The following is a 22,121-nucleotide window of genomic DNA, read 5'->3' as shown; positions in this document are numbered from 1 at the left end:
GATCCGTTATAATTCAATATATTAACGTAATTAAAATTCCACAACCATCCGTGAAATGAATTAAAACACCTTACATTTCAGTTTCTTGCTTTTTAACTTGCTGCCAGGCAGCTTCCATTTCATCGAGCGTCGCGCGCTCCATGGTCAGACCTGATGCTGTAACTATTTGTTCTACCTGACGAAAACGCCGTTCAAACTTACGGTTGGCAGCTTGTAGGGCATTTTCCGCCTTATGGCCTAAATGGCGGGATAAGTTCACCGTAGCAAACAACAAATCACCAATCTCTTCACCCAACTTCTCTTCATCGACGACGACCTGACGCGCCTCGAACATCACCTCATCGATCTCTTCGTAGACTTTGTCCAGCACCGGTCCCAGCGTATTCCAATCAAAGCCCACCGACGCACAGCGTTTCTGGATTTTATGGGCTTTCATCAACGCGGGCAGGGCATCAGGGATATCATCCAAGGCCGAATACAGCGCCTTCTCGGCCCGCTCCTCTGCTTTACGGGATTCCCAGCCTGCCAACGCGGCTTCACTGCCCATGGTTGCCTCAGCGGCGTGCTGAGCTTCATTTGGGAACACATGGGGATGGCGGCGCACCAATTTGTCACTGATGGCGTGACACACATCATCAAACGCAAACAACCCCTGCTCCTGTCCCATTTGGGCATAAAACACCACTTGGAACAGTAAATCACCGAGCTCATCGCGCAGATCGTCGAAATCCTTGCGCTGAATCGCGTCAAGCACCTCGTAAGTCTCTTCCAGCGTATAGGGGGCGATCGTGTCAAACGTCTGTTTACGATCCCATGGGCAGCCATGCTCCGGGTCGCGTAAAGTGCGCATAATATCCAACAGTCGTTGCAGAGCTATGGCCGTGGTGTTAGGGGGAGTTACTGGCTGAGTCATCTCAATTTATTCACTTTTTAGTTTTTAAAACTCGAGGCGTCGCGAGCGCAGGCAGATTGATTGCGGCCAGCGCACAGCCCCCGGAATGTACACGTAGTACATGAGGAGGGCGAGCACTGCCCAATATCAATATGCCAAAGCGTAGTAGCCGCTTAAAGATCACTAGTTACCGTGGAGGCGACGGGCGTCTATTACATCCGGCAACTGATTCAATTTAGCCAACACCCGACCCAGCACCTGCAAGTTATAGATCTCGATATCCATATCGATGGTTGCCATCATCTTTTTGGTATCGCTACGGCTGGCAACACCTAGCACGTTGACTTTTTCATTCGCCAAAATGGTGGTGATATCACGCAACAGTCCACTGCGATCGTTGGCAGTGACCCGCACCACCAGCGAGTAGCCGCTGGAGTAACTTTCGCCCCAGACAGCATCGACAATCCGTTCTGGCGCGTGAGATTGCAATTCAGCTAACTGTTCGCAATCGGCGCGGTGGATCGATATCCCCCGCCCCTGCGTGATAAAACCGATAATTTCATCACCGGGGATCGGCTGGCAGCAGCGAGCAATATGGTGCATCAGATTACCGACACCTTCGACCACAATGCGCCCGCTGTCTTTGCTGGCATTACGCGACGGTTGCTGCGTTTTATTCTTGAGATGGCGTAATGCTTCTAAATCAGCCTCTTCCGGCGTCGGCTTATTCAGTTTCCCTTGCAGGAAGTTCACCATCTGATTCAGACGGATATCACCACCGCCAATGGCCGCCAACACTTCATCCATAGAATTCATGTTATAGCGCGGAACCAGTAGCTTCTCAGCCTCTTTCAGGCTGATATCCATATGCTCCAGTTCGTCATCCAACATCTGCCGACCAGCAAGAATATTCTTGTCTCTATCTTGTTTTCGGAACCAGTTATGTATCTTGGATCGCCCTCGGTTGGTGGTGACATAACCGAGGTTAGGATTTAGCCAGTCGCGACTTGGGTTTGGCTGTTTCTGAGTGATGATTTCAATTTGATCACCCATCTGCAACTGATAGGTAAAGGGCACAATGCGCCCACTGATTTTCGCGCCGATACACCGATGGCCCACATCGCTGTGAATATGGTAGGCAAAGTCCAGTGGCGTAGAACCAGCAGGTAAGTCAATAACATCGCCTTTCGGGGTAAACACATACACCCGATCGTCAAATACCTGACTGCGCACTTCATCCAGCATCTCGCCGGAGTCGGCCATCTCTTCCTGCCAAGCAATCAGTTTACGTAACCAAGCAATGCGCCCTTCATAACCAGAGCGGCCTGCGGCCACCGCACCCTCTTTATACTTCCAGTGCGCAGCAACCCCCAGTTCGGCATCTTCATGCATCTGGCGGGTACGAATCTGAATTTCCAAGGTTTTTCCGCGCGGACCGAGTACCACAGTATGGATCGACTGATAACCATTGGGTTTAGGGTTAGCGACGTAATCATCAAATTCATCAGGTAAATGACGAAAATGGGTATGCACAATCCCCAGTGCGGCGTAGCAATCCTGTAAGCGCTCCACCACCACCCGCACAGCACGCACATCAAATAGCTCATCGAAAGCGAGCGATTTTTTCTGCATTTTGCGCCAGATACTGTAGATGTGCTTGGGACGCCCATAAATATCAGCTTTGATACCTTCATCCGCCATCGCTTTGTGCAATGAAGCAACGAAGTCATCAATGAATTGCTCACGATCGATACGTCGTTCGTGGAGTAATTTGGCAATTTGCTTATATTCATCGGGGTGCAGATAACGGAAGCAGAAGTCTTCCAGTTCCCACTTGATCTGGCCGATCCCGAGGCGGTTAGCCAGCGGCGCATAGATATTGGAACACTCTTTGGCGGCCAGAACACGGATCTCTTCTGGCGCATCCTTCACTTCACGCAGATGCGCGATGCGTTCTGCCAGTTTGATCACCACGCAGCGGAAATCTTCCACCATCGCCAGTAGCATACGGCGCACGTTATCCACTTGCTCAGAGCTCATGGAGTCATTATGGGTGGCTTTCAACTGACGGATGGCGTCCATATCGCGCACACCGTGCACCAGATAGGTGATGCCTTTGCCGAATTGCTCAGTCAGGGTGGCTTCATCCACCACATTAGCATCCGCTAACGGGAACAGTAGCGCCGCGCGCATACTGTCATTATCCATACTCAGGGTGGAAAGGATTTCAACCATTTCAAGGCCGCGCCACAGCAGCAATGAGGCGTCGGGATGATTTTGCGTCTGCTGCTCACAGTAACGCCAGGTTTCGGCTAATCGCTCACATGACTGCGGATTGGGAAGCCCCAAACTGGCGATCCAATCGTCGAGCGCAAACTCGCCCGCTGGATTCAAATGTGCACTTCGTACCGCAACCATAACTTCTCCCTACTTTGCGACCCCTGACGCCTGCATAAACAGCGCCATAGATTCAAGATGCCCGGTGTGGGGAAACATATCCAACATTCGCACCTGAGCAAGACGGTAACCGGCGGCTAACAACACCTGACTATCCCGTGCCAGCGTAGTGGGATTACACGAAACATACACCACTCGCTTTGGCGCCAGTTTAACTATATGTGACATGACCCCAGCAGCACCAGCGCGTGCGGGGTCTAATAATACTTTATCGAATCCCTGTGCCGCCCAAGGCTGACAACTGATGTCGGATTCCAGATTTTCATGAAAAAATGATACGTTGGGTAATGCATTGTTCCGCGCATTATACTGCCCATTCGCCACCAGCGCCGCAACTCCTTCCACCCCGACAACTTCCCGCGCACGCTTTGCCAGCGGCAAGGTGAAATTCCCCATGCCGCAAAACAGATCCAGCACCCGTTCGTCCGGCTGCACATCCAGCCAAGTGATAGCCTGAGCCACCATTTGCTGGTTGACCGTATCATTGACCTGAATAAAATCTCGCGGATGGAATGCTAAGCGTAGACCGTCGATTTGGTAAAAGGGTTCTTCACCGATGAGTTTTTCCAGATTCTCACTGTCGCCAGCCAGATAAACCGTCACTTGCTCTCGTTTGGCAAAATCGGTTAGCGCCGAGCGATCTACCTCTTTCAGGGTATCAAGGTGGCGTAAAACCAGCAACGGCCCGTTGTCAGCCAAGACCAGCTCCACATGCCCTAATCTCTGCACGGCCTGTAAGGCAGATAAGCACTGATAAAGTGGTTGCAGCAGGCGCTCCAATTCAGGCCGAAGTACGGGGCAGTGCTTCACACTGACCAGATCGTGAGACTCGGTTTGGCGGAATCCCATTTGTAATCGCTGCTGTTTGGGCTGATAGAGCAGTCCTAATCTCGCCCGCCGCCGATAGCCATATTCTGGTCCACAGATAACCGGGTCTAACTCAGGGCAGCCCCCCACCGCCCGCGAGATCAACCGCGAGAGCGAATCGGCTTTGCTGGTTTGTTGCAGTTGGCTACAGGCGTGTTGCTGCTGACAGCCTCCACAAATTCCAAAGTGAGGGCAAGGAGGAGCGACCCTTTCGCTGCATTGGTTCAGTAAACGTTTAAGTTTGCCACGGCCATACTGGCGTTTTTGTTCGATCAGCTCAATTTCAGCTTGCTCTCCCGGCAAAGCTCCGGAGATAAAAATAGCTTTACCTTGGTGGCGCGCAACGCCCTGACCAAAAGGGTCGAGAGAATTTACTGTCACAGTTATCGTTTGTCGGGTCGTCACACGTCGGTTTGCAGAGTAGAATTGCGCCATAATGATTGATCGAGCATCAGTTTCGTTAGCTGCCAATTCTCCCACATTGGAATACCATGACCAAATACAGTCTTCGCGCGCGCATGATGATTTTAATCCTGGCCCCCACGCTGCTTCTTGGGCTGTTACTCAGCACTTCCTTTATGGTCAATCGCTACAATGAGTTGCAAAACCAAATAGTTAACGCTGGTACTAACATTATTGAACCGCTGGCAGTTGCCAGTGAGTACGGAATGACCTTCCGTAACCGCGATACCGTCCGACAGTTGATAAACCTCTTTCATCGTCGTCACTCAAATATTGTTCGGTCAATTTCAGTTTTCGACGCAGATAACAATCTTTTCGTCACATCTAACTATAATTACAATTCCTCACAATTAAGGTTACCCAAAGGCGAATCCATTCCCCGTTCGTTAATGTTCTCCTATCGCGGCGACTCTCTGGTCATGCGCATGCCCATTGTCTCCGAATCCAATTTATCCAGTGATCGGGAGTCAGATTCCGATATCACCAGCCGACCACTGGGCTATATCGCTATCGATCTGGATCTGCAATCCGTGCGTTTGCAGCAATATAAAGAGATCTTTATTTCGACCCTACTGCTGCTGTTCTGCATGTGTGTGGCGATTTTGTTTGCTTATCGCCTGATGCGCGATGTCACCGGCCCGATCCGCAACATGGTGAATGCTGTAGACCGGATCCGCCGAGGGCAGTTAGATAGTCGGGTCGAAGGACACATGCTCGGTGAGCTGAATATTTTGAAAAATGGTATCAATTCGATGGCGATGTCGTTAGCGGCCTATCACGAAGAGATGCAGCAAAATATCGATCAAGCCACATCAGATTTGCGTGAAACACTGGAGCAGATGGAGATACAAAACGTCGAGCTGGGGCTGGCGAATAAGCGCGCTCAGGAAGCTGCGCGCATTAAATCTGAGTTTCTGGCGAACATGTCCCACGAGCTGCGAACCCCGCTAAACGGCGTGATTGGCTTTACCCGCCAAACACTGAAAACCTCACTGACACCGACGCAAACCGATTATTTGCAAACGATCCAGCGCTCGGCCAACAACTTGTTATGCATCATTAATGACGTGCTGGACTTCTCCAAACTGGAAGCCGAAAAACTGATTTTGGAGCATATCCCCTTCTCGCTCCGTGGCTCGCTGGATGAAGTCGTTATCTTGCTGGCGCACACCGCCCATGAGAAGGGGCTGGAATTGACACTGCAGATTAACAATGATGTCCCTGAGCAGGTGGTTGGGGACGCGATGCGTTTGCAGCAAATTGTCACGAACTTGCTTGGTAATGCGATTAAATTCACTGAACAGGGCAATATCGATATTGTGGTGGCGGTGCAGACGTTAACGGCACAAAGCGTAATGCTGGTAGTCGAAATTCACGATACCGGCATCGGAATTTCCGAATTGGAGCAGGCCCAGTTATTCCAGGCATTTCGTCAAGCGGATGCCAGTATCTCACGCCGCCATGGCGGCACCGGGCTTGGACTGGTGATTACCGAAAGATTGGTCAAAGAGATGGGGGGTGATATCAGCTTCCATAGCCAAGTGGATCGCGGATCTACCTTCAGATTCCACCTCACCTTGGATCTCAACGAAACACTCTCTTATCGCCAACCCGACATGTCATATTTAGAGGGGAAAACGCTGGCCTATATCGAGCGCAATACCTCCGCAGCAAGGGCCACATTGGATATTCTCAGCGTCACGCCATTGCAGATAACCCATAGCCTGACGTTAGCGCAACTACCGGTGCAGCATTATGATTTTCTACTGGTCGGTGTGCCTATTCCGTTCCGCACTAATATGGCTGTTCATCAGGATAAACTGATGGCGGCCATGAAGATCTCTGAGCGGGTGATTCTGGCGCTGCCAAGTCAGTCACAGGTGGAGGCCGAGCAGCTTAAACTGTTAGGTGCCAAAGCATGCCTCATCAAGCCATTATCATCCAATCGATTGATTCCTATATTGCTATCTGAAGAACCGCTCGGTTTATCACTGGTCAAGGAACAAGCGGAGAAGCCGCTTAAATTGCCGTTTAAAGTGATGGCCGTTGACGACAATCCGGCTAACCTGAAATTGATTGGCACCCTGCTGGAAGAGCAGGTTGCAGAAACTGTGCTCTGTGACAGCGGGGCGAAAGCCATTGCCTACGCTCGCGAAAATACATTGGATATCATTTTAATGGATATTCAAATGCCAGAAATTGATGGCATCCGCGCCAGCGAAATCATCCATCAGATGTCCCATCATCTGGACACGCCGATCATTGCCGTCACAGCCCATGCAGTGAGGGGGCAGCAAGAACAGTTATTAAAACTGGGCATGGCTGATTATTTGGCAAAACCTATTGATGAAGCCCGATTGATACAAGCACTCTCCCGTTATCAGCACAATAGTTCGCCACCACGTAAGCGGGTGGATGATATCAGGCCAAGCGTGTCACTTGAGTATGCAGGGGCAATAGACTGGCCATTGGCCGTCAGGCAAGCGGCTAATAAAGAGGCGCTCGCTAAAGATCTATTAACCATGCTATTAGCGTTTATGCCGCATGTCACAGACCGCGTGCAGGCTATTCTGGCAGGGAAAAATGACGACGACATCCTGAATCTGATTCATAAATTCCATGGCAGTTGCGCATGTAGCGGTGTACCACGGCTAAAACAGTTATGCATGATAATTGAGCAGCAATTGCGTCAACAAACAGACTTGCAGGAGCTGCAACCAGAATGGTTTGAGTTGTTAGATGAGATAAAGAATGTCCGCCATGCCGCCAAAAGCTACTTGGGGGCAGCGTAACATTCGTCCGACAGCTGAAATAAAAAGGGGCACAGCGATAAATCACTGCGCCCCCTTTGACGCCATTTATTTGGCGACATGAATACCTGTTACTGCATCAACAAATAGAGTGAGGTATCACCACGCTGGATGTTTAATGCCAATACCGATGGTTTGGCATCAAGGATTTTCCGCAACTCACCCAGATTCTGGACTGGTTGCTGGTTAATCCCAATGATGATGTCACCTTTTTTCAGTCCGATGCGTGCAGCAGCAGTACCGGCTTTCACGCTATCAACTTTCACGCCTTTCTTGCCATTAACATCAGAGTTGCTCAGCTCAGCACCTTCAATACCGGTATAGAGATTACCTGAGTCAACTTGTGCCTGACTGCTCTGCTCTAACGTCACGTCCACATTGACAGGTTTACCATCACGCAGCAGACCCAAGGTCATTTTGCTACCAACCGGCAGGGTACCAATCTCGGCACGGAAACCAGCGAAACTATTGATTGGTTTACCATTCATGCTAACAATGACATCACCCGCCTTGATACCAGCTTTAGCCGCAGCAGATTTCGGCATAACTTGGCTAATAAAGGCCCCTTTCTGCGCATCGACATTCATGGCTTTTGCCAGCTCAGAGTTCAGCTCAGTCCCCATGATACCCAGTTCACCGCGCTTCACCTGACCAAACTCAACCATCTGAGATGTCAGGTTTTTCACCATGTTACTTGGGATGGCAAAGCCAATACCGATGTTACCGCCGTCTGGTGCCAAAATCGCCGTGTTGATCCCGATCAGCTCACCGTTCAGGTTGATCAAAGCACCACCAGAGTTACCACGGTTAATCGCCGCATCAGTTTGGATAAAGTTTTCATAATTTTCTACGTTCAGGCCGCTACGACCCAAAGCAGAGACAATACCAGAAGTCACGGTTTCGCCCAGACCATATGGGTTACCGATAGCAACGGTATAGTCACCGACACGCAATTGATCAGAATCGGCCATTTTAATAGCGGTCAGATTTTTAAAATCTTTCAACTGTAACAGCGCGATATCCGTACGTGGATCTTTACCAATAACTTTCGCTTCATAGCTGCGGCCATCGCTCAACTTGACGTTGATTTTGGTCGCATTATCCACCACGTGGTTATTGGTAACGACATAACCCTTAGCGGCATCAATAATGACCCCCGAACCTAGCGCACGGAAGTCTTGCTTGCTTGGCACGCCACCTTTACCGTCCTGTCCACCCTGGCACATTGGAGAACCCTGGAACGGAGAACCGTCTTGGCAGAATGGTGAGTTGTCGCCAAAGAACTGCTGGAACTGCGGTGGCACACCACCCGCACCAGCATTGCTTACCTGGGTGCTACCTTCCACATTAATACTCACAACAGAAGGCATCACTTTCTCTAGCATTGGCGCCAGGCTAGGGAGCTGCTGGCTGCTAGAAGACGCCGTTTCTGCCGAAATGGCAGAAGAAACCGGCCCCATGGCTAAACCGATGCTCAATGCCAATGCACTTAACACTAAAGTTGTTTTCTTCATCTATTCCTATTCTCGCTATACAATTAATAATGATTCAATAAATGGTATTTTGCAGACCAATGTCGTCTTGCATAGTAAGATTGAATATGGGGGATGAAGTTCATAGACCCAAGAATCAGAATAGTAAAAAATATTGTCCGTCTTTACAAAACTACAGTTAATTAAACGGGCAATTCAATTTACCCGCATACTATTCCGCAGCCATTAAGCGCCGATATTCATCATAGGCATAAAGATCAGTCATACCACTAATATAATCCTGAATTAAACGAGCACGATAATAATATTCATATATCTCATGTTGTTCTGGCGGTAAATTACGTAACCGCTCCACTGATTCAGCATAAGCCAGCCGATGTTTAGTCGATAATTTATGGAATAATCGCGTCTCAATGGGATACTGACGGTGGCTATCTTCTGCAACTAAATACGTAAATGCCGTTTGCGACATAGCTAATAGCGGGCTATAAATATCGAGCAACCCACTAATGACTCTATATCCTTGTAATTCAAGCTGTTCTACTTCCGGATGATTAAATACGTGTTTTACGGCGACCTTTTTAAAAATTTGCAGTAATTTACACGCGGCACTGGAATCTTCTAATAATGCCTGATTAAACGAACCGGAAAAAACGGCGGGTAGATTCTCAATGAAACGCTGTGCGGCATGTGGAACCAATTTCCCCACCGTATTTACCCGTAAATACATAAAGAATTGATCTTCGGTGCTGCGCCGACCTTGTTCGCGTCCTAATTGCCGAAAAGCCCCTCCCACGACTTTATCAAACAAATCGCCATGGGTGACATCCCCCCACTCCTGCCCCATATGATCATAAAGTTGCTCAACACTGAAAATATTTTTTTCCACCGCGTCTTCTAAATCGGCAATACAATAAGAAATATCATCGGCAGCTTCCATAATATAGGTCAGCGGGAAACGGTCAAACTCCCCCATATTGAGTTCACAGCGCAAATCTTTAACATAGCTCTCTTCGGCAAGATAAAAACCAGGCTTTTTCATCAAATAGTTATGGGAAGCAGGAATATCACCTGACCAATATGCCGGTTTAGTATATTTGAGAATGCAGCCCACCTGAGCATAAGTCAGATTCAGTTTTAATAAGCTGTAAACCAGCCGTATCGCTTGCGCGTTACCTTCGAACTGGCTCAAATCATGGCGGATTTTACTGCGCAGCACATTGAGTTCGGCTTCCCCTTCCCGCAGCTTCAACGTATTGACCTGACAATGATCCTTGCCTCGAGGCTCAATGCCTCCGCCATTCGGATCCATCTGCTTGGTAAACCAGTTATTGATCGCCGACTCACCAAAATGGCCGAAGGGGGGATTACCGATGTCATGCATCAGGCACGCCATTTCCACAATACTTTCAAAAGGATCGAGTAACTTATCCAGCCCATAGGCCGTGATTTTCTTATCCTGCTTAAAACGATTAAGGATCTCTTTGGCAATATAACGACCCACCTGCTGGACTTCCAGCGAATGGGTTAAGCGGCTACGGACGGCGGCATTGCGCTCTAGCGGAAATACCTGTGTTTTTTGCTGTAAACGCCGAATGGCGGCGGAGTTTACAATACGCCCACGATCGCTTTCAAATACCCGGGTAATCTCATACTCATCCTCTGCCGAACTGGATTTACCAAACGGCCGCTGAAAACTGATTTTCTGCTTAAAGTCGATCCCAGACATAGTTCCCCCTGATATTTCAATACAAACAGTGATACCCACTCTTGTCGGTAGAAGCAATTGATAACGTATGAACTGCGGCACATTACGCATTATCTCTGCTTAGCTACCCGAATATCTCACTTAGCTGATAAACTGTATGTCGATAATTACAGGTTAATCCACTCTTTAAAATCAGCAGGTATCCATATGAAAGTCGGCATTATTGGTGCAATGGAAGAAGAAGTGACGCTGCTGCGTGACAAAATTGAAAATCGCCAAACCTTAACGCGCGCAGGTTGCGAAATTTACAGCGGCCAACTTAATGGCGTGGACGTCGCATTGCTGAAATCAGGTATCGGTAAAGTATCGGCGGCCATGGGAACCACCTTGCTACTGGAACATTTCCAGCCAGATATCGTGATCAATACCGGTTCTGCGGGGGGCTTGGCTTCTAGCCTGAAAGTGGGCGATATCGTGGTGTCGACTGAGGTTCGCTATCACGATGCCGATGTCACTGCTTTCGGCTATGAACCGGGCCAAATGGCCGGTTGCCCAGCCGCTTTCGTTGCTGATAGCGATCTGATTGCACTGGCCGAGAGTTGTATCAAGCAATTGAATTTAAACGCAGTGCGCGGCCTGATTTGCAGCGGCGATGCATTTATTAACGGTGCCGCCCCACTGGAACGTATTCGTACCACCTTCCCGACAGTGGCAGCGGTTGAGATGGAAGCCGCAGCAATCGGCCATGTTTGCCACCTGTTCAATACGCCATTTGTTGTCGTGCGCGCCATTTCAGATGTGGCGGATCAAGAGTCTCACCTGAGCTTTGATGAATTCTTAGTGGTCGCCGCTAAACAGTCGACGCTCATGATCGAAGCCATGTTAACCACGCTGGCTCAACGCGGTTAATGGCGCGGTTCGATACCCCTCCCTTAGCACAAGCTGCAATAACCTTAGCCCGAGCGATTATCCTATTATTGCTCGGGCTGTTTGCCCTTAGCCTGTTCTCCTCGCAGGCACGGGCGGCAGAGCGGATTATCAGTTTGTCACCCAGTACCACCGAGTTGGCCTTTGCCGCTGGGCTGGGGGATAAGCTAGTGGCTGTAAGTGCTTACTCCGATTATCCCGAAGCAGCAAAAAAACTGGAACATGTGGCGTCGTGGCAAGGGGTCAATGTCGAGCGTATTCTGGCACTCAAGCCCGATCTTATCCTTGCCTGGCGTGGCGGGAACCCACAACGTCCACTGGATCAACTGGCCTCTTTTGGTATTCCGATCTTCTATTCTGATCCGGTAAATATTGACCAAATTGCTGGTGATCTGGATAAATTGGCGCAACACAGCCCCCATCCTGAGCAAGCCCATCAGGCCGCTGAGCAGCTCCGTCAGCAAGTCGCTGAGTTGCGCCGCCACTACACCCGTAAACCGCCACTACGCACCTTCCTACAATTTGGGACACAGCCCTTATTTACCAGCTCCGGGCATACATTGCAGAGCGAGATAGTTTCCCTCTGTGGGGGAGAAAATATTTTCGCGGGCAGCCGAGTTCCTTGGCCGCAGGTGAGCCGCGAACAAGTGATGATCCGCCAGCCACAGGTGATTGTGGTAAGCGGTGATAAGTCTCAAGCCGAGAACATCAGCGCCTTCTGGCGGCCTCAGCTTGCAGTACCCGTGATAACCCTTAATGAGGACTGGTTTAATCGCACTGGCCCACGTATTCTGCTGGCCGCTAAGCAGCTGTGCCAACAAATGGCCAGCCTTCCATCCCCTGTGGCGGAGTCACATTAATGCTGGTTTATTGGCTGGATATTTTAGGTACTGCGGTATTTGCTATCTCTGGTGTACTGCTGGCGGGGAAGTTGCGAATGGATCCGTTTGGCGTGCTAGTGTTGGGTGTGGTGACCGCTGTTGGTGGCGGCACAATACGTGATATGGCATTAGCCAATGGCCCGGTATTTTGGGTAAAAGATCCCACTGATTTGGTCGTCGCAATGGTGACCTGCCTGGCCACTATTTTACTGGTGCGTCAGCCAAGGCGAACACCGAAGTGGATACTACCAGTACTCGATGCCATTGGTTTGGCGGTATTCGTCGGTATTGGCGTCAACAAAGCCTTTGCTGCGGATGCCAGCCCGCTGGTGGCTATCTGTATGGGGGTCATCACCGGTGTCGGTGGCGGGATTATCCGCGATGTATTAGCCCGCGAGATCCCAATGATCCTGCGCACTGAAATCTACGCCACAGCCTGTATCATCGGCGGCATCGTTCATGCTACCGCATTCTATACTTTTGGAATGCCATTGCAGCAAGCCATGATGCTGGGGATGGTAATCACACTCGGTATCCGCCTTGCCGCTATTCGCTGGCGTTTGAAACTGCCAACGTTTGAAATTGAGCATTAATATCCGCTCCCACAAGATTCCCTGTCAAATAAAGCGTATTTTTTGTACTATATGCTGAGTATTTAGGCTTTCAGGCGAACGAATAGGCTCTCACCGAGTCTATTCGTTCTCTTAATGATCCCGTCAACCAAGATAAAGCATCTGTATTGATTGGATTTAAATCTTCAATTTTTTAAATTATTAGCCAATATCTCTCTAAAATCATTACTGTTCGCAGCTAACAACGCTGCAGCGTCAAGTAAGAAGGATATCCCCATTTAGCTGGCTGAGTGGACACCGACAGTTTAAGTGCAGTTAAAATCATGAAATCTACTTTTCTTATATTTGGGCTGGTATTTTTTACTGGTCAGTCACTGGCCCAGGGGCTGGGTGGCGCAATAGATATACGCCTGACTATCGTGTCATCTTGTCAGGTGCAGTCACCGAATCAGAATGTACACATAGCCAATGATTTAAAAGTGAACGACCCAACAATACAGTGTCATAAAGGAAGTGGACTGGTGACGAAACCTAAAATCAGCCATGCCTTTATTGTTCCAGATGGCTCGCAACTGGGTAAAAACAGTGCTCGTCAAATGGCGCAATTGATTACTGTAGAATGGTAAGATTCAGATGTAAAAAAACCGCAGCTTACACAATGTTGCGGTTTTTTTTATCAAAATTTTGGCGGTGGCTCTATTTCCAACGTAGGAATAAAGTGATTACCCAAAATCATTGGCGTTTCAGCAAGGCAGCAAACGAATGAGTCCTGATGAGCTTACTCAAGTCAGTGATTCAAGAGAGCGAGTGCCGCTAATACCGTTGAAGCGTTAAGGAAGAAGGGTAATTTAGATACTGAAGGAAGAACCGCACCCACAGGTACTCTTCGCATTCGGGTTAGTTACGACAAAGCGCGAACCCTCCAGCCCTTCGGTGTAATCCACTGCGCCGCCGACCAAATATTGCAGGCTCATCGGATCAACGACCAGCTCAACGCCTTGTTTTTCAATGGTCATATCACCATCGTTGATCTGATCATCGAAAGTAAATCCATACTGGAACCCGCTGCACCCGCCACCGGTAATGTAAACCCGCAGCTTCAGATTTGGATTTTCCTCATCAGAAATCAACAGCTTAACTTTTTTTGCTGCTGCCTCGGTAAACTGTAGGGGCAGTACTGTTTCGTCGCTCATACTCATCACTCCCAACCGGTATTCGAGTTGCAGGTTACTACAATGGCAGCCTGATCTATGCATCAATTATCCAATACCTGAGTAGTTCATTCAAGTATTGCTGACTAATGTTATATATTATCTACCTGTTTGAGTATGACTTTCAACCACCGGTTGTGGCTGCGCTGCCGCAGATGCTGCTTGTTCTTGTCTCTCTAAAGTACGGGCCAAAATGGCTGAATACAAGGGCTTACCTCCCATAAACTGGGCAATTAATGTCGCCCCCAGACAGGTAACAATCATCGGCAAAATAAGTTGATAATTATCGGTCATTTCCAGTACCAATACTAACCCAGTCAGAGGTGCGCGTACTGAAGCGGCAAACAGCGCCCCCATCCCGGCGATAGCGAAAGTGCCGGCCTCAATACCGTATTCTGGGAAAAAGTGTGCACAGGATAGGCCAAAAGCGGTGCCTAGGATGGTACCGAGAGCCAACATCGGGGCAAATATTCCGCCCGGAGCACCCGAACCAAAGCACAGCAAGGTGGTAATGACGCGGGCAACAAAGATGAAGATCAACATGCCAATGCTGAAATTACCGGCCAGTGCGATAGGAATTAATGTAAAGCCGCCGCCTACCGCCTCACCATGAATCAATGCCAGCAGGCCGCACATCCCCCCCAATAAGCCACCGATCAATACCAGCTTGCGCCAATCGCCGCCGTGGAAGCGCATAAACAGATCCTGCGTACGAAATATCAGAGCATTGAACATCACGCCTACAGCACCAAAAATAATGCCAAGCAAGAGGTAAAGCCATAGGCTATTCAGCGGGACATCACCGAGTTTGCCAACATCAATAATCGCGCGTTCACCATTAAAATAGCGATAAACGATGGTTGAAGTAATCACCCCGACAAATACCGCTTTGATTGAGACCAGACTGTAACGGAACTGCGAGCGCATCTCTTCAATAACGAACAAAATCCCCGCCAACGGCGCATTAAAGGCGGCAGAAAGGCCCGCCGCTGCCCCCGTCGCTAATAGTGAGTGCCGAGCTTCAGGACTGCGCAGGCGGAAAATATCGACAATCATGCGCCCACTATTCCCCCCCATCTGCACCATCGGCCCTTCACGACCTAACACCATGCCAGCCCCTAATGTCCCAAGGCCGCCAATAAACTTAACTGGGATGACTCGCCACCAGCGCACCGGACGCATCTCCTCCATTGCACCTTCAATTTCGGGGATCCCCGAACCACCGGCCTCAGGAGCAAAACGACGCACCAGAAAATAACCCACCATCGCCAATAGCGCTGACATAATAAACGCCAGTGACCACACCAAAATGGCAGAATCTGCCACCTTCGCCAGCGTTGCCAATCTTTGTTGTTGAATCCAATCGACGCCTCGGTCAAAGGCTACGCCCAGTAACCCCGTCACCATTCCGACGACCCCTGCCATGACAAGAATGATCAGTGGGGTTTTATCACGGTTAACCAGTGCGCGGATAAAACGCCCGCGCTTGAGTTTAGTCTCACCTTCGGAAGGCATATTTTGCGTTGAATCAGTCATGGTTTGTATGATTTTTTATTAATGATAAATGATGTAAATAAACAGTAGCATTAGTCTAGTCCACGTCATGATGAAGTGTCTGCTTAAACATCGATGAAATGATCTGGCTCAGTTAAGACTGTTGGAATGGCAAGGTGTTGGATTTGCGGCACGCTGCGCAAGCTAGCCGCTAAATATGCTCAATCATTTGATAACCGCCGCCAGTTCTTTAGAATAGGCCGCATTATTCTATTGCTAAGGCGGATGTTATTAACGCTGAAGTTATTGATGCTGATGGATGCTATTAGCGTTGATGTCATCAATACTAATATCGCCAACCCCAATTCAGGAGCCAGTTTATGAGTAAGTCCGAAAGTCTGTATGCCCAGGCAAAACAGTTAATTCCAGGCGGGGTTAACTCTCCGGTGCGTGCATTCACAGGGGTAGGCGGCGTCCCACTCTTTATTGAACGTGCTGATGGCGCTTACTTGTTTGATGTAGATGGCAAAGCTTACATCGATTATGTCGGCTCTTGGGGGCCAATGGTGTTGGGTCACAACCACCCGGCGATCCGTCAGGCGGTGATTGAAGCTGTTGAGCGCGGTTTGAGCTTTGGCGCGCCAACAGAGATGGAAGTGAAAATGGCTGAGTTGGTCACAGACTTAGTGCCAACCATGGATATGGTACGCATGGTTAACTCAGGTACCGAAGCGACCATGAGTGCTATCCGTCTGGCCCGTGGCTTCACCGGTCGCGATAAAATTATCAAGTTTGAAGGCTGCTATCACGGTCACGCAGACTGCCTGCTGGTCAAAGCCGGCTCCGGTGCGCTAACACTCGGTCAACCGAACTCGCCGGGCGTACCAGCCGATTTCGCTAAACACACCTTAACCTGCACTTATAACGATCTGACCACCGTGCGCGAAGCCTTTGAGCAATATCCGCAAGACGTCGCCTGTATCATCGTTGAACCCGTCGCCGGTAACATGAACTGCGTGCCACCACTGCCAGAGTTCCTACCTGGCCTGCGCGCACTGTGCGACGAATTTGGTGCGTTATTGATTATTGATGAAGTCATGACCGGTTTCCGTGTGGCATTAGCGGGAGCGCAAGATTATTACGATGTCATCCCTGACTTGACCTGTCTGGGTAAAATCATCGGTGGCGGCATGCCAGTTGGTGCTTTCGGTGGCCGCCGCGATGTGATGGATGCACTGGCACCCACGGGCCCGGTTTATCAGGCCGGTACACTCTCCGGTAACCCCATCGCAATGGCAGCAGGTTTTGCCTGTCTGACAGAAGTTGCGCAGGTGGGTATCCATGAGACCCTGACTGAACTGACCGATTCGCTAGCGACGGGCCTGCTCCATGCAGCTAAAGCAGAGAATATTCCGCTGGTGGTTAACCATGTCGGCGGTATGTTCGGCATCTTCTTTACCGATGCCCAAACCGTGACTTGCTATCAAGATGTCATGAGTTGCGATGTTGAGCGTTTCAAGCGCTTCTTCCATCTGATGTTGAAAGAGGGTGTTTATCTCGCACCTTCTGCTTTTGAAGCGGGCTTTATGTCTGTGGCACACAGCAAGGAAGATATTCAGAAAACTGTGGATGCTGCACGTCGGTGCTTTGCCCAACTTTGATATCAGTGAATAAACTAACCACCACTCAATATGGGTGGTGGTTAATAAATTAAATTAATATTGACGAAAAAAATATTTGGTTGACTTAATAACAGTCAGTATAGCCAAGACAATATTATTAATAACTTACAACATTAGATGTGACTAAATATTGCCACTACTGCCATTCCACGTTGGCCCCATGGGAATAGCCGGCAATTTAACCTCAACGGGACAGTGGCTTACCATGTTACTTATTACTGGCTGAACGGTATCAGTAAGCAGACTAAAGTAACCAAATAACACTTCGGAATTGAGTATTGTGCCAAAGCCAACAACCAGTAGACCATAGATGAGCACAGCTTTTGTTACTCTTTCATTACCAACACTATATTTTTCTGACTTGTTTTCTTCACAATTTAGCTCAGTCATATTAATTCCCTCTAATATAATTTGTTACTATCAAGCAAAGTAACCAGACAAACCAAAGAGTTATTTATATCAAGCAAATAAAATCATGAAGACTAATAATCAACAGAAAATCATAGAATAACAACTGACCAAGTTTATCTGGGGTTTGATATTATCATAGAATACTTTATGTGTAATATCTCTATGTAGCATTAAAGTTAAATCACATTAAGGAAGAATGGAATTTTTATTTTACTATTGAGTTGAAGTTTTCTCTGAATTTAAAAGATAATTTTTAGATATACAGTAACATTATTTACTCGGCTATTATTTTTCAATGATTATTATTGTAAATATGCCATAGGTGTATCTGACACCAGCTTCAGTTATCCATAGCTGAAGCTGGTGATTATTCGAATAAGCTCCTACCGCCCCTGCTTACGTAATAGATAAACAAAATAGGGGGCCCCAATAAAGGTTGCCAACAATCCGGCAGGGATCTGGTTCGGGAACAGCAGCATCCGACCACACCAGTCGGCAAATACCATCAATAAGCCGCCCAAGATAGCGGCAATAAACAGTTGCGGAATGGCACGCCGGAAGCCCAACATGCGGGCCATATGAGGTGCCATCAGCCCGACGAAGCTTAGTGGCCCCACTGTCAGCGTAGCCGCCGCCGTCATGGTCGCCGCCAAGAGCAAAATAGCTAACCGGCTAGGTGCCAGCGCGATACCTAATGCCCTAGCCGTCACACTGCCCAAGGGTAGAATCATTAACCAACGGCGGCACAGCGGGGCCAATGCAATCAGCACCAAGGCAATGAAGCCAGTACTCAGCGCCTGTGGACCATCAACGGCGTAGGTAGAGCCTGAAATCCATGCCAGCAAGCCGCGCATTCGCGGATCACCACTGGCTAACAACATGGTGATTACCGTGGTAAAGGCGGTGCTCAGCGCAATCCCCGCCAGTAACATTCTGCTGGGCGAGAACCCGCCCCGCCCCGCCACCACCAATATCAGCAATAAGGTTACGGCCGCGCCCAGACTCCCCGCAGGTAGCAACCACGCTAGCGCGTTACCTGGCACAATGAACATCATAATCACTACGCCGAAAGACGCGCCGGAGCTGATACCCAGCACCTCCGGACTCGCCATTGGGTTGCCCGTCAGTTTTTGAATCAGGGTCCCTGCCACCGCCAGCATCATCCCGGCCGCCAGCGCCGCCAACACGCGCGGCCAGCGCCAGTGCAGCAGAGCCTGAAGTTCATCACCACTAATCCAGTTCCAGCCTTGGCTGTCGCGACCAAACATCAGCGCTACCGTCAATCCCGCCAGCAGTAACAATAAACCGGCACTGATCCATAATCCCAAACGCTGCCGTTCAGCAGGAACATTGTCGCCAAAATCCATCGACGGCGCAGTGGCGCTGTGCAAACGAGGTAGTAGCCACAATAGCAGCGGCGCACCAATCAGCGCCGTCGCCGCACCGGTAGGGATCTCCCGCCAGACTTGCGCCAACCAGACAATGCCTTGGTCCGTCACCCACAGCAGCAACGCCCCCAGTAGTGGTGCCAGTATCAGCCGTTGTGATAACCGCCGCGCACCCAGAATTTTTGCCAGCAGAGGGGCGAATAAACCGATAAATCCAATCACACCCACCGCATTGACCAACATTGCGCTGAATAGAATTGCCAGCCCCAGCGCACTCAAGCGGGCCAGCGATAGCCCTAACCCCAAATTGCGGGCAACGCCATCATCCAGCCCGAGCAGGGTTAATGGGCGGATCAATAACGCGGCCAGAACACAGGTGATCAGCAAGCGCGGCAGGAGAAACTGCACCGTGCTCCAATCCTGCTGATTCAAGGCACCACTGCTCCACAAGAATAGCCCTTGCAGTTGGTCATAATTAAACAGCGCCAGTAAGTTACTGACTGCGCTACAGTAAAGGCCGAGAACCAGCCCTGCCAGAATCAGGGTGACAGGCGACATACGTTTGCCCCAAGCCACACCAAAGACCAGCACACCGACAGTGATACCACCGGCCATTGCGGCCAATTGGCGGGTCAGTTCACCGCCGGGCAGCATCCACAATGTCGCGATAGTCAGGCCGAGTTGAGCACCCGCAGCCACACCTAATGTGGCTGGTTCAGCCAATGGGTTACGCAGCACTTGCTGGAACAACACCCCCACCAATCCTAATCCGGCCCCAGTTAACAGCGCCACGGTCAAACGAGGTAACTGGCTGTAATGGAATAACATTTGGCGCACGTCATCACTGTCGGGCTGCCAGAGGGCTTCACCCCAAAGTGATGCTGGTAATAATTGACTGAGGTTGTACAGTGTCAAGGCCACGGCAACCAGCAGCAAGCAGCTCAGTAATCCCGCAGCCAGCAGCCATCGGTTACGCAGATTTTTTGCCATCATGATGCTTTACCCCACACTGGCCCCAAAAGGCGCACAAAACGCATGGCGGAAAGCGTCGAGCCGTAGAACCACACCGGCGGCAATATGTGTAACTGATTTTGGCGGACAAAATCCATCGACTGCCACAATGGGGTTCGAGCAACTTGCTGTAAAATCTCGCTATTACCGTGGCTAAAGCAGATTGCTTGCCCCGGTTTTATCGTCGCTAAACGTTCAATACCGACCACCGTGCTGCCCCAGAGATTGGTTTCTCCCTGCCAGGCATTTTTAATGTTCAATTCGTTCAAAACATCCTGAAACAGACTGCCTTGGCCGACCACCAGTGCATGGCGGGTATCCAGCAGGGAGAACATCAATAGTGATGCCTTGCCGTTACCCGTGAAGCGCTGACGGGCGGCCTGCATAAAGTGGGTAAAATCGGCGATATGCTGTTCCGCGGCAGCCTCCAAACCCAAACGTTCGCCCAACGCACGTAATGAGTTCTTGCCCACCGCCAGCGGTGAACTGCCTTTTTCGTTGAAGGCAAAACTCATGGAGGGAGCAATAGGCGTGAGCATTTGCGGCGAAGGGCCGAAACCTTGCGACATCAGGATTAGCGACGGTGCCATTTGTTGGAGCAATTCGAGATTGGGTTCAGTGCGCTGGCCGATGTCGATCACACTGGCAGGCAGTTCTGGCTCCTCAACCCATAGCCGATAATTATGGGTATCTGCCACACCATAGGGCGTAACCCCCAAAGCGAGCAGTAGCTCAGTGGGTAGCCACTCAAGGGCGACGACGCGCCGACTATCGGCTTTAGGCGGATTCACCGCCCATCCGGGCAATGAACACAGCAGTGGCGATAAGGCCAACGCGGCGAGCAGTCTGCGCCGAGTGAGATCCGGTGTGGCTAAATGGGGCTGTTCCATGGGGAGATAGGTTTTCATTAATAGACGAAGCTTACCGGCGCGCCACCAGCCGGATGCGGCAATATTCCCATCGGGATGCCGTAAATTTGTTCCAATACCGCGCCCTGCATCAGACTGTCAGCGGGGCCTTGTGCAATCATCTCCCCGCCACGCAGTGCCACTAAATGGTCACAGTAGCGGGCCGCCATATTAATATCATGCAGTACCGCAATCACTGTCAGGCCACGTTCACGGCTAAGACGCTGAATCAGCCCCAACACTTCAACCTGATGCGCAATGTCTAGTGCCGAAGTCGGTTCATCGAGCAGCAGGCAGCGGCTGTTTTGGGCCACCATCATCGCCAGCCAGGCACGTTGGCGCTCACCGCCGGATAAGCTGTCGACTAATCGGTTAGCCAGCGGTTTTAAGTCTACCAGCGCAATCGCCTCTTCCACTTGTTGGCGGTCTTCCTGACGAAAACGGCCTAATGCGCCGTGCCACGGATAGCGGCCAATGGCGACTAATTCGCGCACTGTCATCCCTTCAGCCGCAGGCAGCTGTTGCGGTAAATACGCCACTTCACGGGCAAAAGCTTTGCTCTCCCACACGGCCAATGGCACATCATTAAGCAAGGCTTCGCCACTTGATGGCGGTTGATGGCGACCCAGCATTTTTAATAATGTCGATTTACCGGAACCGTTATGACCAATGAGCCCGCAGACTTTCCCTTGGGGAAACGTCAATGACAGTGGCTGCAATAAGGTCCGGCCCGGAACCGAAAAACTCAGTTCACGGAGTGTGAAGATGCTGGATTGGCTTGCCTGTTGGTCCAAGATAGTGCCCTGCTTTGCGCGATTAAGTATCAAGCGAGAAGATAAATCTAAACGATAATAGTTATCAAAGTGAAATAATTATCAAAGCAGGTAGTTTATGCGTAACTTACGGCGGACTGCAAGCGCTAAGCCAGCCGATTGAGTCGGACGAAA

At 50.0% G+C, this 22,121-nt stretch carries 18 protein-coding genes; 7 read left to right on the top strand and 11 right to left on the bottom strand.

Going from position 1 to position 22,121, the window contains the following annotated elements:
- Nucleotides 1–70: 70 nt before the first annotated feature.
- The 3 genes from mazG to rlmD all read right to left on the bottom strand — a co-directional run bounded on the left by mazG (nucleotide 71) and on the right by rlmD (nucleotide 4,651).
- The gene (gene mazG, locus ACZ76_RS12850) at nucleotides 71–913 is read right to left on the bottom strand and encodes a nucleoside triphosphate pyrophosphohydrolase (RefSeq protein WP_048619263.1); all 843 of its coding nucleotides are present in this window, start codon (nucleotides 911–913) and stop codon (nucleotides 71–73) included.
- Nucleotides 914–1,075: 162 nt separating this feature from the next.
- A complete protein-coding gene (gene relA, locus ACZ76_RS12845) occupies nucleotides 1,076–3,310 on the bottom strand; it encodes a GTP diphosphokinase (protein ID WP_048619262.1) in 2,235 nt (744 codons plus the stop codon).
- 9 nt (nucleotides 3,311–3,319) lie between these two features.
- Complete coding sequence (rlmD, locus tag ACZ76_RS12840; protein WP_048620290.1) at nucleotides 3,320–4,651, bottom strand: 23S rRNA (uracil(1939)-C(5))-methyltransferase RlmD; 1,332 nt, start codon at nucleotides 4,649–4,651, stop codon at nucleotides 3,320–3,322.
- 56 nt (nucleotides 4,652–4,707) lie between these two features.
- Between rlmD and barA the strand changes: the two genes are divergently transcribed.
- Nucleotides 4,708–7,470 carry a two-component sensor histidine kinase BarA gene (gene barA, locus ACZ76_RS12835; RefSeq protein ID WP_048619261.1) on the top strand — a complete coding sequence of 921 codons (2,763 nt, stop codon included), beginning with the start codon at nucleotides 4,708–4,710 and terminating at the stop codon, nucleotides 7,468–7,470.
- An 89-nt stretch (nucleotides 7,471–7,559) separates the two neighbouring features.
- Here barA and degP read toward each other — a convergent pair whose 3' ends face one another.
- Both degP and dgt read right to left on the bottom strand, forming a co-directional pair.
- Nucleotides 7,560–9,002 carry a serine endoprotease DegP gene (gene degP, locus ACZ76_RS12830; RefSeq protein WP_048619260.1) on the bottom strand — a complete coding sequence of 481 codons (1,443 nt, stop codon included), beginning with the start codon at nucleotides 9,000–9,002 and terminating at the stop codon, nucleotides 7,560–7,562.
- 190 nt (nucleotides 9,003–9,192) lie between these two features.
- Entirely contained in the window at nucleotides 9,193–10,710 is a 1,518-nt protein-coding gene (gene dgt, locus ACZ76_RS12825; protein WP_048619259.1) for a dGTPase, read from the bottom strand.
- A gap of 186 nt (nucleotides 10,711–10,896) precedes the next feature.
- On the opposite strand from dgt, the gene mtnN reads away from it, so the two are divergent.
- The 4 genes from mtnN (at nucleotide 10,897) to ACZ76_RS12805 (ending at nucleotide 13,695) form a co-directional block, all read left to right on the top strand.
- Nucleotides 10,897–11,598: a 5'-methylthioadenosine/S-adenosylhomocysteine nucleosidase gene (gene mtnN / locus ACZ76_RS12820; protein ID WP_048619258.1), complete on the top strand. Its 702-nt coding sequence runs from the start codon at nucleotides 10,897–10,899 to the stop codon at nucleotides 11,596–11,598.
- A complete protein-coding gene (gene btuF / locus ACZ76_RS12815; RefSeq protein WP_048619257.1) occupies nucleotides 11,598–12,476 on the top strand; it encodes a vitamin B12 ABC transporter substrate-binding protein BtuF in 879 nt (292 codons plus the stop codon). Before mtnN ends, btuF begins: the two co-directional genes overlap by 1 nt.
- Nucleotides 12,476–13,090, top strand: coding sequence for a TRIC cation channel family protein (locus ACZ76_RS12810; protein ID WP_025379458.1), 615 nt, complete (start codon nucleotides 12,476–12,478; stop codon nucleotides 13,088–13,090). The genes btuF and ACZ76_RS12810 overlap by 1 nt, the downstream gene beginning before the upstream one ends.
- Before the next feature lie 302 nt (nucleotides 13,091–13,392).
- Nucleotides 13,393–13,695 carry a hypothetical protein gene (locus tag ACZ76_RS12805; RefSeq protein ID WP_048620289.1) on the top strand — a complete coding sequence of 101 codons (303 nt, stop codon included), beginning with the start codon at nucleotides 13,393–13,395 and terminating at the stop codon, nucleotides 13,693–13,695.
- A 222-nt stretch (nucleotides 13,696–13,917) separates the two neighbouring features.
- Here the strand turns inward: ACZ76_RS12805 and erpA are convergent, their stop codons facing one another.
- Together erpA and clcA are read right to left on the bottom strand one after the other, a co-directional pair.
- Entirely contained in the window at nucleotides 13,918–14,262 is a 345-nt protein-coding gene (erpA, locus tag ACZ76_RS12800; RefSeq protein ID WP_005276505.1) for an iron-sulfur cluster insertion protein ErpA, read from the bottom strand.
- Nucleotides 14,263–14,379: 117 nt separating this feature from the next.
- The gene (clcA, locus tag ACZ76_RS12795; protein ID WP_048619256.1) at nucleotides 14,380–15,816 is read right to left on the bottom strand and encodes a H(+)/Cl(-) exchange transporter ClcA; all 1,437 of its coding nucleotides are present in this window, start codon (nucleotides 15,814–15,816) and stop codon (nucleotides 14,380–14,382) included.
- A 126-nt stretch (nucleotides 15,817–15,942) separates the two neighbouring features.
- Between clcA and ACZ76_RS19210 the strand changes: the two genes are divergently transcribed.
- Both ACZ76_RS19210 and hemL read left to right on the top strand, forming a co-directional pair.
- On the top strand, nucleotides 15,943–16,158 hold the full coding sequence (locus ACZ76_RS19210) for a hypothetical protein (RefSeq protein ID WP_144413913.1): 216 nt from the start codon (nucleotides 15,943–15,945) through the stop codon (nucleotides 16,156–16,158).
- A complete protein-coding gene (gene hemL, locus ACZ76_RS12790; RefSeq protein ID WP_048619255.1) occupies nucleotides 16,155–17,435 on the top strand; it encodes a glutamate-1-semialdehyde 2,1-aminomutase in 1,281 nt (426 codons plus the stop codon). The genes ACZ76_RS19210 and hemL overlap by 4 nt, the downstream gene beginning before the upstream one ends.
- Before the next feature lie 144 nt (nucleotides 17,436–17,579).
- On the opposite strand, the gene ACZ76_RS12785 is transcribed toward hemL, so the two are convergent.
- The 4 genes from ACZ76_RS12785 to fhuC form a co-directional block, all read right to left on the bottom strand.
- Nucleotides 17,580–17,846 (bottom strand): E492 group microcin, encoded by a 267-nt coding sequence (locus tag ACZ76_RS12785; RefSeq protein ID WP_048619254.1) that lies wholly within the window; start codon nucleotides 17,844–17,846, stop codon nucleotides 17,580–17,582.
- Nucleotides 17,847–18,250: 404 nt separating this feature from the next.
- Entirely contained in the window at nucleotides 18,251–20,248 is a 1,998-nt protein-coding gene (gene fhuB / locus ACZ76_RS12780; RefSeq protein WP_074007668.1) for a Fe(3+)-hydroxamate ABC transporter permease FhuB, read from the bottom strand.
- Nucleotides 20,245–21,174 (bottom strand): Fe(3+)-hydroxamate ABC transporter substrate-binding protein FhuD, encoded by a 930-nt coding sequence (gene fhuD, locus ACZ76_RS12775; RefSeq protein ID WP_048619253.1) that lies wholly within the window; start codon nucleotides 21,172–21,174, stop codon nucleotides 20,245–20,247. The genes fhuB and fhuD overlap by 4 nt, the downstream gene beginning before the upstream one ends.
- On the bottom strand, nucleotides 21,174–21,968 hold the full coding sequence (gene fhuC, locus ACZ76_RS12770; protein ID WP_072081153.1) for a Fe3+-hydroxamate ABC transporter ATP-binding protein FhuC: 795 nt from the start codon (nucleotides 21,966–21,968) through the stop codon (nucleotides 21,174–21,176). The genes fhuD and fhuC overlap by 1 nt, the downstream gene beginning before the upstream one ends.
- Nucleotides 21,969–22,121: the final 153 nt, after the last annotated feature.

The organism is Yersinia aleksiciae, from assembly GCF_001047675.1.
GTDB lineage: Bacteria > Pseudomonadota > Gammaproteobacteria > Enterobacterales > Enterobacteriaceae > Yersinia > Yersinia aleksiciae.
This window is presented reverse-complemented; position numbering and strand designations above follow the sequence as displayed.

Coding starts and splice junctions, on each gene's coding strand:
- btuF (WP_048619257.1), top strand. CDS start 11,598: ATGGCGCGGTTCGATACCCCTCCCTTAGCACAAGCTGCAATAACCTTA.
- fhuB (WP_074007668.1), bottom strand. CDS start 20,248: ATGATGGCAAAAAATCTGCGTAACCGATGGCTGCTGGCTGCGGGATTA.
- dgt (WP_048619259.1), bottom strand. CDS start 10,710: ATGTCTGGGATCGACTTTAAGCAGAAAATCAGTTTTCAGCGGCCGTTT.
- clcA (WP_048619256.1), bottom strand. CDS start 15,816: ATGACTGATTCAACGCAAAATATGCCTTCCGAAGGTGAGACTAAACTC.
- rlmD (WP_048620290.1), bottom strand. CDS start 4,651: ATGGCGCAATTCTACTCTGCAAACCGACGTGTGACGACCCGACAAACG.
- degP (WP_048619260.1), bottom strand. CDS start 9,002: ATGAAGAAAACAACTTTAGTGTTAAGTGCATTGGCATTGAGCATCGGT.
- ACZ76_RS12810 (WP_025379458.1), top strand. CDS start 12,476: ATGCTGGTTTATTGGCTGGATATTTTAGGTACTGCGGTATTTGCTATC.
- mazG (WP_048619263.1), bottom strand. CDS start 913: ATGACTCAGCCAGTAACTCCCCCTAACACCACGGCCATAGCTCTGCAA.
- erpA (WP_005276505.1), bottom strand. CDS start 14,262: ATGAGCGACGAAACAGTACTGCCCCTACAGTTTACCGAGGCAGCAGCA.
- fhuD (WP_048619253.1), bottom strand. CDS start 21,174: ATGAAAACCTATCTCCCCATGGAACAGCCCCATTTAGCCACACCGGAT.
- relA (WP_048619262.1), bottom strand. CDS start 3,310: ATGGTTGCGGTACGAAGTGCACATTTGAATCCAGCGGGCGAGTTTGCG.
- ACZ76_RS12785 (WP_048619254.1), bottom strand. CDS start 17,846: ATGACTGAGCTAAATTGTGAAGAAAACAAGTCAGAAAAATATAGTGTT.
- barA (WP_048619261.1), top strand. CDS start 4,708: ATGACCAAATACAGTCTTCGCGCGCGCATGATGATTTTAATCCTGGCC.
- hemL (WP_048619255.1), top strand. CDS start 16,155: ATGAGTAAGTCCGAAAGTCTGTATGCCCAGGCAAAACAGTTAATTCCA.
- ACZ76_RS12805 (WP_048620289.1), top strand. CDS start 13,393: ATGAAATCTACTTTTCTTATATTTGGGCTGGTATTTTTTACTGGTCAG.
- ACZ76_RS19210 (WP_144413913.1), top strand. CDS start 15,943: ATGGCAAGGTGTTGGATTTGCGGCACGCTGCGCAAGCTAGCCGCTAAA.
- mtnN (WP_048619258.1), top strand. CDS start 10,897: ATGAAAGTCGGCATTATTGGTGCAATGGAAGAAGAAGTGACGCTGCTG.